General features: G+C 64.5%; 14 protein-coding genes. 9 read left to right on the top strand and 5 right to left on the bottom strand.

The features are described from left to right. Window positions 1-5: 5 nt before the first annotated feature. Both MWU77_RS18390 and MWU77_RS18385 read left to right on the top strand, forming a co-directional pair. On the top strand, window positions 6-983 hold the full coding sequence (locus tag MWU77_RS18390; protein WP_169686684.1) for an amino acid ABC transporter permease: 978 nt from the start codon (window positions 6-8) through the stop codon (window positions 981-983). 38 nt (window positions 984-1,021) lie between these two features. After that, window positions 1,022-1,777, top strand: a complete 756-nt coding sequence (locus MWU77_RS18385; RefSeq protein ID WP_169686875.1) for an amino acid ABC transporter ATP-binding protein — start codon at window positions 1,022-1,024, stop codon at window positions 1,775-1,777. Window positions 1,778-1,793: 16 nt separating this feature from the next. On the opposite strand, the gene MWU77_RS18380 is transcribed toward MWU77_RS18385, so the two are convergent. Further along, window positions 1,794-2,690: a class I SAM-dependent methyltransferase gene (locus MWU77_RS18380; RefSeq protein ID WP_169686686.1), complete on the bottom strand. Its 897-nt coding sequence runs from the start codon at window positions 2,688-2,690 to the stop codon at window positions 1,794-1,796. Window positions 2,691-3,030: 340 nt separating this feature from the next. Here MWU77_RS18380 and rpsA point away from each other — a divergent pair, with 340 nt between their 5' ends. Then, window positions 3,031-4,497, top strand: a complete 1,467-nt coding sequence (gene rpsA / locus MWU77_RS18375; RefSeq protein ID WP_169686688.1) for a 30S ribosomal protein S1 — start codon at window positions 3,031-3,033, stop codon at window positions 4,495-4,497. Window positions 4,498-4,686: 189 nt separating this feature from the next. Here the strand turns inward: rpsA and MWU77_RS18370 are convergent, their stop codons facing one another. Then, entirely contained in the window at window positions 4,687-4,899 is a 213-nt protein-coding gene (locus MWU77_RS18370; protein ID WP_169686690.1) for a hypothetical protein, read from the bottom strand. A 214-nt stretch (window positions 4,900-5,113) separates the two neighbouring features. On the opposite strand from MWU77_RS18370, the gene coaE reads away from it, so the two are divergent. From coaE to MWU77_RS18355, 3 genes are all read left to right on the top strand, one after another. Then, a complete protein-coding gene (gene coaE / locus MWU77_RS18365; protein ID WP_247274430.1) occupies window positions 5,114-6,331 on the top strand; it encodes a dephospho-CoA kinase in 1,218 nt (405 codons plus the stop codon). 117 nt (window positions 6,332-6,448) lie between these two features. Next, the gene (locus MWU77_RS18360) at window positions 6,449-7,603 is read left to right on the top strand and encodes an LLM class flavin-dependent oxidoreductase (RefSeq protein ID WP_247274429.1); all 1,155 of its coding nucleotides are present in this window, start codon (window positions 6,449-6,451) and stop codon (window positions 7,601-7,603) included. Beyond that, entirely contained in the window at window positions 7,600-8,223 is a 624-nt protein-coding gene (locus tag MWU77_RS18355; RefSeq protein ID WP_247274428.1) for an FMN reductase, read from the top strand. Before MWU77_RS18360 ends, MWU77_RS18355 begins: the two co-directional genes overlap by 4 nt. Before the next feature lie 98 nt (window positions 8,224-8,321). On the opposite strand, the gene MWU77_RS18350 is transcribed toward MWU77_RS18355, so the two are convergent. The 3 genes from MWU77_RS18350 to MWU77_RS18340 all read right to left on the bottom strand — a co-directional run bounded on the left by MWU77_RS18350 (window position 8,322) and on the right by MWU77_RS18340 (window position 11,144). Next, complete coding sequence (locus MWU77_RS18350; RefSeq protein WP_240958888.1) at window positions 8,322-8,453, bottom strand: putative transporter small subunit; 132 nt, start codon at window positions 8,451-8,453, stop codon at window positions 8,322-8,324. After that, on the bottom strand, window positions 8,450-10,147 hold the full coding sequence (locus tag MWU77_RS18345; protein WP_169686698.1) for a sodium:solute symporter family protein: 1,698 nt from the start codon (window positions 10,145-10,147) through the stop codon (window positions 8,450-8,452). Before MWU77_RS18345 ends, MWU77_RS18350 begins: the two co-directional genes overlap by 4 nt. Before the next feature lie 487 nt (window positions 10,148-10,634). Continuing rightward, window positions 10,635-11,144: a DUF402 domain-containing protein gene (locus MWU77_RS18340; protein ID WP_169686700.1), complete on the bottom strand. Its 510-nt coding sequence runs from the start codon at window positions 11,142-11,144 to the stop codon at window positions 10,635-10,637. Between the two features lie 93 nt (window positions 11,145-11,237). Here MWU77_RS18340 and uvrB point away from each other — a divergent pair, with 93 nt between their 5' ends. The 3 genes from uvrB to MWU77_RS18325 all read left to right on the top strand — a co-directional run bounded on the left by uvrB (window position 11,238) and on the right by MWU77_RS18325 (window position 14,941). Then, window positions 11,238-13,397, top strand: coding sequence for an excinuclease ABC subunit UvrB (uvrB, locus tag MWU77_RS18335; RefSeq protein ID WP_247274427.1), 2,160 nt, complete (start codon window positions 11,238-11,240; stop codon window positions 13,395-13,397). Between the two features lie 60 nt (window positions 13,398-13,457). Continuing rightward, the gene (locus MWU77_RS18330; RefSeq protein ID WP_247274426.1) at window positions 13,458-14,330 is read left to right on the top strand and encodes a hypothetical protein; all 873 of its coding nucleotides are present in this window, start codon (window positions 13,458-13,460) and stop codon (window positions 14,328-14,330) included. A 158-nt stretch (window positions 14,331-14,488) separates the two neighbouring features. Continuing rightward, complete coding sequence (locus MWU77_RS18325) at window positions 14,489-14,941, top strand: universal stress protein (protein ID WP_169686706.1); 453 nt, start codon at window positions 14,489-14,491, stop codon at window positions 14,939-14,941. The last annotated feature ends 1 nt before the right edge of the window (window position 14,942 follow it).

Genomic DNA, 14,942 nt, shown 5'->3' with positions numbered 1-14,942 from the left:
TTCCGATGAGCCAGCACACGCACTCCGGTGCGGCCGAATCCGAACCGGAACCGATCCGGGCGGTCCCGCTCCGTCGTCCCGGTAGGTGGATCGCGGGCGTCGTCGTCGTGATCGCGGTGGTGTTGCTCGCGTGGGGGGCAGCCACCAACGACGCCTACCGCTGGGACATCTACGGGCAGTACCTGTTCGACCGCCGGATCACCGAGGCGGCATGGAACACGGTGCAGTTGACCGTGCTTGCCATGTTCATCGCCGTCGTGCTCGGCGTGATCCTCGCCGTGATGCGCTTGTCGTCGAATCCGGTGCTCAAATCTGTGGCGTGGGTGTATCTGTGGGTCTTCCGCGGCACTCCGGTGTACGTCCAGCTCGTGCTTTGGGGTTTGTTCCCGTCGATCTACAAGCAACTCGACATCGGAATCCCGTTCGTGCATCAGTTCTTCCACATCGATCTGCAATCGCTCAATGCGGCATTCCTGTTCGCTGTGATCGGCCTTGCGCTCAACGAGGCCGCGTACATGGCCGAGATCGTCCGCGCCGGAATCGGTTCGGTGCCCGAAGGTCAGCTGGAAGCCTCCACTGCGCTGGGAATGTCGTGGTCGCAGACGATCCGACGGACGGTGCTCCCTCAGGCCATGCGTGTGATCATCCCGCCCACAGGCAACGAACTCATCAGCATGCTCAAGACCACCTCGCTGGTCGCTGCCGTCCCGTACACCGCCGAGCTGTACGCCCGGGCGCGAGACATCGCGGGCGCGAACTTCCAACCGATTCCGTTGTTCCTCGTCGCAGCGACCTGGTACCTGGTGATCACCAGCATTCTCATGGTCGGTCAGTACTTCGTCGAGAAGCACTATTCGAAGGGCATGACCCGACGCCTGACCGCACGCCAGCTCCAAGCCATCGCCGACGCCGAGGGCAAGGCCGTCGTCATCCAACCGGAACCGCCGACAGACCCGACCATCCCCGGAGGTGAGCGCAAATGACCGCGCCAGGCCAGATGACCGAGCCGGAGAACGCTCCCATGGTGCGGGCCGATAGGGTGTGCAAGAACTACGGTGCCGTCAAAGTGCTCAAAGGTATCTCGCTCGAGGTGCAGCGCGGGCAGGTCACGTGCCTGATCGGCCCGTCCGGCTCGGGTAAGTCGACGTTCCTGCGGTGCATCAACCACCTCGAACGCGTGAACGCCGGACGGCTCTATGTCGACGGCACGCTCGTCGGCTACGCCGAACGCGGAGGCAAACTCCACGAACTGCATCCCCGCACGGCCGCGAAACAACGCCGCGACATCGGGATGGTCTTCCAGCATTTCAACCTGTTCCCGCACCGGACGGTGCTCGCCAACGTCATCGAGGCGCCGATCCTGGTGAAGAAGATGCGTCGCAGCGAAGCCACGGAGCGGGCACATGATCTGCTGTCGAAGGTCGGGCTGGGCAACAAGGCCGACGCCTATCCGGCCCAGCTGTCGGGTGGTCAGCAGCAGCGTGTCGCGATAGCGCGAGCGCTGGCGATGGAACCGAAACTCATGCTGTTCGACGAACCCACCTCGGCGCTGGATCCGGAACTGGTGGGGGAGGTGCTCTCCGTGATGCGCGATCTCGCCGATGGCGGCATGACCATGGTGGTGGTCACCCACGAGATGGGGTTCGCTCGGGAGGTCGCCGATCAACTGGTGTTCATGGACGGCGGAGTCGTCGTCGAGGCAGGGCTGCCCCGGGACGTGCTCAGCAATCCGCAGCAGGAGCGGACCCGCGAATTCCTCGCCCGCGTGCGGGGTTGACGACGAATAGCCGAGATCAGAGCCCGGATACCGGGCTCGACTCCCCACTGTTCGCGATGCGGGCGCAGAAGATCGCGGTGCCGGGAAAGATCTCGCCGCGCAGCGGGCTCCACTGGCCCCACTCCCGGTCGAGATGTTCGGGCCAGTCGGGTTCGACGATGTCGTAGACCTCGAAACCGGCTGCGACCAGTTCCCGGACCCGATCGCCGATGGTGCGGTGATGCTCTACGTAGGTGGCGACGCCGTCGTCGTCGACCTCCACATACGGGGTGCGGTCGAAGTAGGGGAACATTGCGACCAGTCCGCGCTCGCCCGGATCATCGGGGAATATCCACCGCATCGGGTGGTTGACCGAGAACACCCACCGTCCGCCGGGACGCAGCACCCGCGCGACCTCCCGCATCACCTGTGCCGAATCGGCGACGAACGGGACCGCACCGAAGGCCGAACACGCGATATCGAAACTGTTGTCGGCGAACGGCAGGTTCTCCGCGCCGGCCTGCACGAGAGGCACGTGCGGACCACCCCGGTTCATCGCGTCTACGCCCCGCGAGAGCATGCCCATCGACAGGTCGAGTCCGACGGCACGGGCACCCTCCTCGGCGAGCCAGCGTGCGCACGGTGCAGACCCGCAGCCCAGTTCGAGGATGTCCTTGCCGTGGACGTCACCGAGGAGATGGACATCGCCTTCGTGCAGGCCCTCCGGGCACCACACGAATTCGCCCGCGACCGAATCCACTCCGAGGAACTCGCCGTGTGTGCGGTGGTAGTCGCCGGCGTCGGCGTCCCACCAGGTGCGACTCGCGTGTTCACTGTCGCGGCTGCCCACGCGTGCGCGGCCGGCCTTCGATGTGCCGAGCAGTGCGTTGGCGGTGGCGTGACGAGGATCGGGTGGCAGGGGCGCGTCGGACATGTAAACAGCGTAGGACGTGCACTGTAGACGGTTCCCCATCGGGATTCGCAATTGGAAGGCGTTGCCGTGAATGGCGCGCGATGATGCAGGAGCAGAGCAGAGAATCGGGTCTGATGACCATCATGCTCGCGGAACGCGGGGCGGTTCCTGCCGGGTGAGTTTGCCGGGGCGATACCGGACCGCGTAGCCTGGTGCACGCGAGTATCCCGAGTTCTGTCCTTCACCGGCCTGCACGAGGGTACTCGTGGTGGAAAGCGCGTGATGTGCACGTCGGCGCCGGTCCACCTGTCCGAAAGCGTTAATCAACCGACTATCAACCCGTCCGGAGCAACTCAAACACATGGCCTCCACCACCGTCACCTCGCCGCAGGTAGCCGTCAACGACATCGGCTCCGCCGAGGATTTCCTCGCCGCCATCGACGCCACGATCAAGTACTTCAACGATGGCGACATCGTCGAAGGCACCATCGTCAAGGTCGATCGCGATGAGGTGCTGCTCGACATCGGTTACAAGACCGAAGGCGTCATCCCGTCCCGCGAGCTCTCGATCAAGCACGACGTCGACCCCAATGAGGTCGTGTCGGTGGGCGACGAGGTCGAGGCCCTGGTCCTCACCAAGGAGGACAAGGAAGGCCGCCTGATCCTGTCCAAGAAGCGTGCGCAGTACGAGCGCGCGTGGGGCACGATCGAGGAGCTCAAGGAGAAGGACGAGGCCGTCAAGGGCACCGTCATCGAGGTCGTCAAGGGCGGCCTGATCCTCGACATCGGTCTGCGCGGCTTCCTGCCCGCATCGCTCGTCGAGATGCGTCGCGTCCGCGACCTCCAGCCGTACGTCGGCAAGGAGATCGAAGCCAAGATCATCGAGCTCGACAAGAACCGCAACAACGTGGTTCTGTCGCGCCGCGCATGGCTCGAGCAGACCCAGTCCGAGGTCCGCAGCGAGTTCCTGCACCAGCTCCAGAAGGGCCAGGTCCGCAAGGGCGTTGTGTCCTCCATCGTCAACTTCGGCGCCTTCGTCGATCTCGGCGGTGTCGACGGCCTCGTGCACGTCTCCGAGCTGTCCTGGAAGCACATCGACCACCCGTCCGAGGTTGTCGAGGTCGGCACCGAGGTCACCGTCGAGGTTCTCGACGTCGATCTCGACCGCGAGCGCGTGTCCCTGTCGCTCAAGGCGACGCAGGAAGATCCGTGGCGTCAGTTCGCCCGGACCCACGCGATCGGCCAGATCGTTCCGGGCAAGGTCACCAAGCTCGTTCCGTTCGGTGCGTTCGTCCGCGTCGAAGAGGGAATCGAAGGCCTCGTGCACATCTCCGAGCTGGCCGAGCGCCACGTGGAGGTTCCGGACCAGGTTGTCGCAGTCGGCGACGACGCGATGGTCAAGGTCATCGACATCGATCTCGAGCGTCGTCGTATCTCCCTGTCGCTCAAGCAGGCGAACGAGGACTACACGGCCGAGTTCGACCCGTCGAAGTACGGCATGGCCGACAGCTACGACGAGCAGGGCAACTACATCTTCCCCGAGGGCTTCGATCCCGAGACCAACGAATGGCTCGAGGGCTTCGAGAAGCAGCGTGAGGAGTGGGAGTCCCGCTACGCGGAGGCCGAGCGTCGTCACAAGATGCACACTGCGCAGATCGAGAAGATGGCTGCCGACGAGGCGGCCGAGGCTGCTGCAGGCGTGTCCAGCAGCAACTACTCCTCGGATTCGGCCCCCGAGGCCGGCGAGGCCGAGACCACCGGTGGCGGCTCGCTCGCCAGCGATGCTCAGCTCGCTGCACTGCGCGAGAAGCTGTCGGGCAACGCCTGATAGAGCGCTTAGATGGACGACCCCGCACCGGAAGGTGCGGGGTCGTCCGCTTTTTCCGGGACCGTGTGGCATGGCGCAGATGGGCCGGGGGAGTGAGCCCCTGTGACGTCGACGGCCCCTCCCGCAGGGGAGGGGCCGTCGGTCGAGTCGTGCCCGGCATCCGTGTGGTGTCGGATGCTCTCCGGGTGATCAGCCCACAGCGGGTGTCGCCCACTGGGCAGGCAGTCCGGTTGCGCGCTTACGAATGGCGGCCTGGCTGTGGCGCGCGTTGGTCAGGAGCATCGTGAACCAATTGCGTCGGTGCTCTGTGAGTGCGGCGGCCACCTCGGGGATGAGGATGCAGTGAACACCGTTTTCCATACCGAGGCGATGCCGACCGGGTGATGACTGGGAGGATCGCATTCTTGCCTTCTCGAGTGGACTGGACTCCGTGGTCGGACGCTTCTGGACGACGATATCCGACCGAGAGACGCGAATGCTGCATTTGGCGCAGGTGAGAGGCGTGTTTCACTCGCGGTGGATCAGTCGCGATCGGCCTGTGACCCGCTCGTGACCGCGATGTGACTGCGGCAGCCCGAGTTCCGGTATCACGGTCGGTGATGCAAGACTGGGCGACGTGTTGCGAATGGGGTTGACCGGAGGCATCGGCGCGGGGAAGTCGACCGTGGCGAGGGAGCTTGTTGCACTCGGAGCGGTTCTCGTCGACGCCGACGTGATCGCGCGGGAAATCGTGGCGCCGGGATCGGAGGGGCTCGAAGAACTCGTCGATGCGTTCGGCGACGAGATCCTGCTTCCGGACGGTTCTTTGAATCGCCCGGTGCTGGCGGAGAAAGCGTTCGTGACCGACGAAGCGCGCGCGGTGCTCAATGCGATCACGCACCCCCGGGTCGGTCGTCGTACGGTCGAACTCGTCGAGGAAGCCGCAGACGATGCGATTGTCGTGCAGGATATTCCGCTGCTCGTCGAAGGTTCCATGGCCCCCTCGTTCCACCTCGTCGCGGTCGTGCATGCCGGTGAGCAGGAACGCCTGCGTCGCCTCGTGACGCTGCGGGGTATGCCCGAATCCGATGCGAAGGCCCGGATCCGCGCGCAGGCCACAGAAGAGCAGCGTCGTGAAGTTGCCGACATCTGGCTCGACAACACCGGTGAGCCCGACGCCGTTGTCGAGGTGGTCCGACAGCTGTGGGAGCAGCGACTGGTGCCGTTCGAGGAGAACCTCCGCACCCGCACAGCCGTGTCGGCCGAGCCGGTTCTCGAACCGGCACAGGCTCGATGGGAGCCGGAGGCCCGGCGTCTCGTAGCGCGACTGGCTCTCGCGTGTGGTGGGCTTGCGGTGCGCATCGACCACGTGGGATCGACCGCGGTGCCCGAACTCGACGCGGTGGACATGCTCGATCTTCAGGTCACCGTCGCCGATCTCGCGGACGCCGATGCATTGCTCGAGCCGCTCGCGGCGGCGGGCTTCCCGCGGATCGAGCAGATCGACCATGACACCCCGAAGCCGTCCTACAGTGCGAGCGGTGAGACCGATCCCGCAGTGTGGTCGATGAGGTTGCACGGTAGTGCCGATCCCGGCCGCCCCGCGCGGGTGGCGCTGAGAGTTGAAGGGTGGCCCGGGCAACGGTTCTCCTTGCTTCTGCGAGATTGGTTGCGGGCCGACGCGGAGGCCGCTCAGGAGTATGCGGAAGTCAAGCGCGCAGCGGCGCGGTCGGCTGCCGACGAGCCCGATCCCCTGCGTGCCGCGGCGGTGTACCGAGAAATCAAGGAGCCGTGGTTCGACCGGGCTTACCGCCGGGCGTCGGATTGGGCTGACGCAACCGGCTGGTCGATCTAGTACCTTAGGCATCGACGAGGCAGGTCGTCGCGCCGAGCGAACGCAGTCAGGGAACAAACCGCCGAAGCGGACCGTTAAGGTAGTTGACTGTTCAACGATCTAACGGAGGTTCGGGGCATGCAATTCGGGATTTTCACCATCGGAGACGTGACCCGCGATCCCACGACGGGGCAGGTACCCACCGAACACGACCGCATCGTCGCCATGACGAAGATCGCTCTGAAGGCCGAAGAGGTCGGGCTCGATGTCTTCGCCACCGGCGAGCACCACAATCCGCCCTTCGTGCCGTCCTCTCCGACGACGATGCTCGGCTGGGTTGCAGCCAGGACCGAGAACCTGGTCCTCTCGACAGCGACGACCCTCATCACCACCAACGATCCGGTCAAGATCGCCGAAGACTACGCGATGTTGCAACACCTCTCCGGCGGGCGCGTCGATCTGATGATGGGACGCGGCAACACAGGGCCGGTCTACCCGTGGTTCGGCAAGGACATCCGGCAGGGCATCCCCCTTGCGATCGAGAACTATCACCTGCTGCGCCGCCTGTGGCGTGAGAAGGTCGTCGACTGGGACGGCAAGTTCCGCACCCCGCTGCACGGCTATACCTCCACACCGATGCCCCTCGACGGCATCCCGCCCTTCGTCTGGCACGGATCGATCCGCTCACCCGAGATCGCCGAGCAGGCCGCCTTCTACGGCGACGGGTTCTTCCACAACAACATCTTCTGGAACAGGGAACACATCCAGCAGATGATCTCGCTCTACCGCACCCGATTCGAGCAGTACGGGCACGGCGCCGCGGAGCAGGCAATCGTCGGGCTCGGGGGACAGGTGTTCATGGCCGACACCGAAGCCGAGGCCAAGAGCCGCTTCCGGCCGTACTTCGACAACGCACCCGTGTACGGGCACGGACCGTCGCTCGAGGAGTTCGGTACGATGACGCCGCTGACGGTCGGTACGCCCGAGCAGGTCATCGAGCGTACCCTCGGATTCGCCGACTACGCCGGAGACTACCAGCGTCAACTCTTCCTCATGGACCATGCGGGTCTGCCGCTCGATGTCGTTCTCGAACAGATCGAGATCCTGGGTCGCGAGGTGGTTCCGGTGCTGCGTACCGAGTTCGAGCGTCGCCGTCCGGCGCACGTGCCTTCGGATCCGCCGACCCATGCCTCCTTGCTGGCGGCCGGACCGGACTCGCCGCATCGGCTCGTCGTGCCCGCCACGATCGACACGGAGACCACCGGAGCGTCGACCACGGGAGCGTCGAAGTGACTCGCCGCGTGATCGTGGTCACCGGGGGGCTGTCGCAACCGTCGTCCACCCGACTGCTGTCCGATCGGATCTCCGGCGCGGTGATCGCCGCGATCGAGGCGCGCGGTGAATCGCTGGACGTCGATATCGTCGAAGTGCGTGACGTTGCCGGAGACCTTGCAACCATGATGAGCACGCAGGTGGCGACATCCGCGCTGGCCGACATCCGTGAACGCGTGTCACGCGCGGACGGGCTCATGGCTGTGACCCCGGTGTTCACCGCAAGCTACAGCGGACTGTTCAAGATGTTCTTCGACGCCCTCGACCCCGATGTGCTGCGCGGCACGCCGACGATCATCGCGGCCACCGCGGGCAGTGCACGGCACTCGCTCGTGCTCGACCACGCGATGCGCCCGTTGTTCGCGTTCCTGGGCGCGGTCGTGGTGCCTACGGGAATCTTTGCCGCCACCGAAGATTTCGGGGGCGGGGCGAACCGGGGTGAGGACGGACTGCCGCGACGTATCTGCCGAGCCGCCGACGAACTCGCGGCGATGATGGTGACCGGCAACACCGCGTCCGGTGTGTCGGAGGACAGGAGCGGTTCGGCATTCGAAGCGTTCCTCGGGTCTCATCTGAAGTGACCACTGTCCTTGCGTGACTAGGCCCTTGAGTGACTCGGCCCGCAGGACGACGGCAGTGTCGTTCCTGCGGGCCGAGTCGGATGCGCCACGAAGGTGGATCAGACCAGATCCTCACCGTTCCGCCGGGATTCGAGCCATTCCTTGGCGAAGCCGCGGCCGAGAACGAGTAACACCAGCGCCACCAGAAGCGGCCAGATCAGGACGTAGATGGTCAGGGCAACGGTACTCATGCGCGGTCCTTCGTCAGGGTCGGGTCGTTGTCGGGATCCTCGTCGGAGTTGGCCTCCGCGGGGTCGAAATCGCCGACACGCTGTGCGATGACATCGAAATCGAACTCTTCCTTGCTGTTCACCGACATTGCCCAGCACGCCACCGTGCTCACCGCGTACGCCACCAGCGACGCGCTGAGGACCGCGTAGTCGTGCAGGAAGCCGATCGAGAACGGAGCGGCGATCAGCGCGGCCACGACGCCCACGATCTGCGCGACCCGCAGTCCGAAGAAGCCGAATGCCATCAACCCGGCGATCACGCCTACGCCGACGACCGAGACGACATCGACGAGGTAGCCGACCGCGCCGTCCATCGCGATCCACTCGAATCGCACCGGAAGGAACAAGGCGAGTGCGAGCACCACCGAGGTGGTGAACGCCTTGTTGGTGACCTTGCCCCAGTAGAAGCTGGCGATCACGGGAAAGACGAGTGCGCCCCACAGCGCGCCGACGAACACCAGCAGGTCGAGGATGTTCAGGCGCATACTGGCGAATCCGACTGCTGCCGCGGTGGCAAGCACCATCGTGGCCCGACCTACGAACAGCATGCGCTGGGGGTCGGCGTGCTTCTTGCCGCCGGCGATGTTCTGGCCGTACACATCGGCCATCATGATCGACGAAAGGGCGGCGAGATCGGAATCCGCCGTCGACGAGAGTGCCCCGATGATCATGACGAAGAACAGCACCACCAGGACCGTCGGTAGATACGAGGCGACCATCTGCGGAATGATGTTGTTGACGTCCCCGTCCATCGGGTCGATCCCGAGGTACAGCGCGAGGACACCGAACATTCCGACGCCGATGACCGTCGCGCCGTAACCCACGGTTGCGGTGATGAACGTGGGCTTGATCAGGTCTTCACGTACCGCGAACAGACGCTGTGCGATGGTCTGGTTTCCGATCGCATAGGCGAGCACCGCTGCGATATAGGGGGCACCCTGGTTGAGGAACGCGTCGCTGGAGAAGAAATTGCTCTGCTGCTCGCTGAGGTTGCTCGCACCTGTCTCGAAGGCGCCGGGGAATCCTGTGATGAAGAAGACGGCCGGGATGATCACCACAACTGCTCCGAGCATCGCCACCACTTGGACGAAGTCGGTGAGTACCGACGCTCGGAACCCCGACCACAGCGTGTACAGGAGCACGCCGGCTGCGATGAACACGATGCCCTGGACGAACGAGAACGGCGAAAGCATCGAGATGAGGACGCCGCCCGCGATGAAGTTCGACATCAGACTGATGAGGCTGCCCACCACATTCGATCCGGCGAGCATCAACTGGCTCGACGCGCCGTGTCGTGCGTACATCACCTCGGCCAGGGTGTGTGCCTTGGGTGCGACCGCGCGGATCCTCTTGCCGAAGGGGTAGATGAACAGAATCATCAACGCGCCCCAAAGTCCGTAGTGGATAGGACCGGAGATTCCGTAGGTATATCCCGAGGTTGCGGACGCGTAGAGCGAGGACGCCCAGATCCACGTGGCCGTCATACTCGCGGCCGAGACGCCGAATCCAATTTTGTTTCCGGCAGTCATGTACCCGTCGGCATTTTCTTCTTTTTTGCCGATCCGGGCCGAAATGATAAAAGTTCCACCATAGAATAAGACAAGCAACAGAACAACTGTCACGGCACTGAACTGAACGAGCTCGGTGCTGTTCAATGCAACCTCCTTCGTATCGACATGGTGCCCGGCGCGGGCACAGTGCGACTCGAAATCGGTTTCGGCTATCCACCGGTGGGCGGACGGTATACCCGTACGGCCAGGGGATGCGACGCTGCCGCGGCCCGCTCCGGACACGCGGGGCACGTATCCTGCTGGTCAACGCCCATTTGTGGGCGCACGTCAACGGGACAGCAGCGGTGCTGCTGCGCGCTCGAGAAAGTGTTTCGGCGCCACGCGTGCCGGCAGGAAGGGGTTTCCTCGCTCTGCCGGCACCGATTGCCCTCCGGTCGTTCGTCCGGAGATTTTTCACGTGTGATGCAAATGCTCGCTGACCGCGAAACAGTAACATGCGGGGTCTGCAGATATTTGCGTGGGTCTCGTCGCGGCTGTCGAATTATGCGATTTCCAGGGGTTTTCGGATGTTATGCCCAGCGATATCGCGCGAGAATGCGTGTGAACGGTTCATTGTGCGCATCGAATCGTTTCAGCGCCATTCGACAGGAAAGCCCTGGGCGGTGAGCCACGCGTCCAGATCATGACCGTGGGAGGCGATTCCGTCGACCGCCGCGACAGTGGTGGCGACCGCTCGCTCGGCATCGTCGGTGTCGAGCACACCGGCTGCCACGGCCGCGAACAACTCGTCGATGTCTTCGACACGGGTGCTGCGCCCCGTCGAAACCACCAGATCGAGGTAGTGGTCGCGTGAATGCCAGACGTCACCGTCGCGCCAGAAGGCTCCGACGTCGACGTAGCGGTCCTGATCGCGTTCGTGTCCGGGCCGGAAGTGGAAGATCGATGCTCGCAGATGCAGAGAGGGCAACAGCCAGGATTCGAGGTAGTCGAACTGGACATGATCTGCGGTTCGGGCCATGTACAAGCCCCACGGAAGCACTCGGAAACACTCGACCGGTCGCACTGTGCCCTTCGGGTCGGTGTTGGTCCGGGCGGTCACGTCGAATCGTTCCACCTTGATCGGATGAAGACGGTGCGCCATGTGGGCACGCTACCGCGACCTGTTGCCGGCCAGTGCGGGACCGTGTGCTCGGTGGTGCCGGAATTGTCGGTGGCAGCGCCTACCCTGGATCGCATGGCGTTCGCAAGCGAGCATCCTGTTGTTGCCCATTCCGAGTTCCGCCCGGTCGGAGAGATCGAGCGCACCGACGCACGTTTCGAAGTGGTCAGCGAGTACGAGCCCGCGGGCGACCAGCCCGTCGCCATCGACGAACTGGAGCGCCGCCTGAAGTCGGGGGAGAAGGACGTAGTACTCCTCGGTGCCACGGGCACCGGTAAGTCCGCGACCACCGCGTGGCTGATCGAGCGGGTGCAGCGCCCCACCCTGGTGATGGCACCGAACAAGACTCTCGCCGCGCAGCTCGCCAACGAGCTGCGCGAGATGCTTCCCCACAATGCGGTCGAGTACTTCGTGTCCTACTACGACTACTACCAACCCGAGGCGTACATCGCCCAGACCGACACCTACATCGAGAAGGACTCGTCCATCAACGACGACGTCGAACGATTGCGGCACTCCGCCACCTCGGCGCTGCTCTCGCGGCGCGATGTCGTGGTCGTTGCGTCCGTCTCGTGCATCTACGGACTCGGCACGCCGCAATCCTATCTCGACCGGTCGGTGCAGCTGGAGGTCGGTGTCGAAGTACCCCGTGACGCCCTGCTCCGTCTGCTGGTCGACGTGCAGTACACGCGCAACGACATGGCATTCACGCGCGGATCTTTCCGCGTGAAGGGCGACACCGTCGATATCATCCCTGCTTACGAAGAGCTCGCAGTCCGCATCGAGTTCTTCGGTGATGAGATCGACGCCCTCTATTACCTGCATCCGCTCACCGGCGACGTGATCCGCAAGGTGGATTCGCTACGCATCTTCCCCGCAACGCACTACGTGGCGGGTCCCGAACGCATGGAACGCGCCTTGAACTCGATCGAATCCGAACTCGAGGAGCGTCTCGCCGATCTCGAGAACCGCGGAAAGCTCCTCGAGGCGCAACGGCTTCGGATGCGCACACAATACGATCTCGAGATGATTCGTCAGGTCGGCTTCTGCTCGGGCATCGAGAACTACTCGCGACACATCGACGGGCGCGGTCCGGGGTCTGCGCCCGCCACCCTCATCGATTACTTTCCCGAAGACTTCTTGCTGGTCATCGACGAGTCCCATGTGACAGTGCCGCAGATCGGCGCGATGTACGAGGGCGACATGTCGCGCAAGCGCAACCTCGTCGAGTTCGGGTTCCGGCTTCCGTCCGCCGTCGACAATCGTCCCCTGACCTGGGAGGAATTCTCCGAACGGATCGGCCAGACCGTGTATCTGTCGGCGACCCCCGGCGAGTACGAACTCGGGCAGGCCGGCGGCGAGTTCGTCGAACAGGTCATTCGTCCCACCGGGCTCGTGGACCCGAAGGTTGTCGTCAAACCCACGAAGGGGCAGATCGATGATCTTCTGCACGAGATCAGGGGGCGTGTCGAGCGCGACGAACGCGTTCTCGTGACCACTCTGACGAAGAAGATGGCCGAGGACCTCACCGACTACCTTCTCGAGCTCGGGGTGCGCGTACGGTACCTGCACTCCGATATCGACACCCTGCGGCGCGTGGAACTGCTCCGCCAACTCCGACTCGGGGAATACGACGTCCTCATCGGCATCAACCTTCTTCGAGAAGGTCTCGATCTTCCCGAGGTGTCGCTCGTGGCGATCCTCGACGCTGACAAGGAAGGTTTCCTCCGCTCGACCCGGTCGCTGATCCAGACGATCGGTCGTGCGGCCCGCAACGTTTCCGGCGAAGTTCACATGTACGCCGACAAGATCACCGACTCGATGGCGCGCGCCATCGACGAAACCGAACGGCGCCGTGAGAAGCAGATCGCGTACAACGTCGAGCACGGTATCGATCCGCAACCGTTGCGCAAGAAGATCGCCGATATCCTCGATCAGGTCTACGAGGAGGCCGAGGACTCCGAGAAGATCGAGGTGGGCGGGTCGGGCCGCAACGCCAGCCGCGGCCGCCGGGCCGCAGGCGAATCGGGCAGGACCGGCAGTGCAGGTGTGGTCGAGGGTCGCGACGCGAAATCGATGCCTCGCGCGGAACTCGCCGATCTCGTACAGCAACTGACCGACCAGATGATGCAAGCGGCTCGCGACCTGCAGTTCGAGCTCGCCGCCCGTCTACGCGACGAAATCTCGGATCTCAAGAAGGAGTTGCGAGGTATGGACGCCGCTGGACTCCAGTAATCACCCCCGACGGCAATCACGTCCGGGTCGCGCCGGCCGGGTGCCGTAGTGTCCCGATTCATGGATTCTGCTGCCGCCGGTCGCGCCGCTCGCGCCCTCGAGCTCCTTCATTCGTTCACGTATTTCGCTCCGGAAGTGCATTCGGAGCTGGGGGAGCTCGGGCTGAAGGGCTCTGCGATGAAGTATGTGGCGTCGCGGGTCGCGCCGATGGGCACGGTCGGGCCGGCTGTTGCGACCGCCACCTTCTACAACTTCGCGCCGCGACTGATCGGCGCGGCGTTGCCCGCGGCATGGGAGATCGCCGCACCGTCCGCGGTGTATGCCGCTCGCGTACGTGGAGTGGATGCCGCGATGACCCGGTGGCTCGGAGCGGATGTCATCGCTTCACCGGAGATGGTCGAGGCCGCGGAGTTGGCTGCGACCATTGCCCGGTCGATCCCCGGCGTCGACGGCAGGGCACTCTACGCCGGGTACGCCGATCAGCCGTGGCCGGAGGCGCCGCACCTGGTGTTCTGGCACGCGTTGACCCTGCTTCGTGAATACCGTGGGGACGGACACGTCGCAGCGTTGCTGGGCGCCGGGCTCACGGGACTCGACGCGCTCGTCACACACACCGCCAGCGGGATCGGTTTCACCGCAGAATTCGTGAAGGCGAACAGAGGCTGGACCGCCGAAGAATGGGACGGGGCCGAGTCCGCCTTGCGTGAGGCGGGACTGCTCGACCGCGCAGGTGCGTTGACGGGCGACGGATTCGAAGTGCGTGAGCTGGTCGAGGACCTCACCGACGATCTCGGGGTTGCGCCGTGGGCGGCAGCCGGTGAGGAGGTGGTCGAGCGGCTGCTCGACCTTGCCGTACCGTGGCGCGACACGATCGCCGATGGCGGGCCGCTCCCCGGAGGCATGTTCGGACCACGTTTCGGTGACGCGAGGTAACACACACAATGGGGGCGGATGAGGTGTCCACCCCAAACACCCCACCTGTATCCCCGCGACCGCTAGTGTCTTTGCCAGCATCAGGTGTGGGGGATCGCCTGTTCGATCCGTCGCCACCGATCGGCCACCGCGCCGACACATCATCGATGGAGGACTGAATGACCGCTTACCGGACCATTGTCGTCGGCACCGACGGCTCGGAGTCGTCGTACCGCGCCGTGGAGAAGGCAGCTGCTCTCGCTGCGGACGCCGGGGCCAAACTGGTGATCGCATGCGCGTACTACCCTGTTGACGCCCGTGATACCGCCCAGGCGGCCGACGTCCTCCGCGACGAGGCGTACCAGGTCACCGGGTCCGCACCGACCTACGACATCCTCCGCACCGCTCGGGAGAAGGCGACGGTAGCGGGCGCGAAGGACGTCGTCGAGCGGCCGATCGTGGGCGCGCCCGTCGACTCCCTGCTGACCCTCATCGAAGAGGTCGAAGCAGACCTCGTCGTCATCGGCAATCGCGGACTCAACACTCTGACCGGTCGCCTTCTCGGGTCGGTGCCGTCGGACGTTGCCCGCAAGTCCACCTCCGACGTGTTGATCGTGCACACAGTGCGCTGAC

Origin of the sequence: Rhodococcus sp. F64268, assembly GCF_023015605.1 — a bacterium.
In the GTDB taxonomy this organism is placed as follows: domain Bacteria; phylum Actinomycetota; class Actinomycetes; order Mycobacteriales; family Mycobacteriaceae; genus Rhodococcus.
Note: the sequence above shows the minus strand (reverse complement) of the source record. Positions and strands in the feature narration are given on the sequence as shown.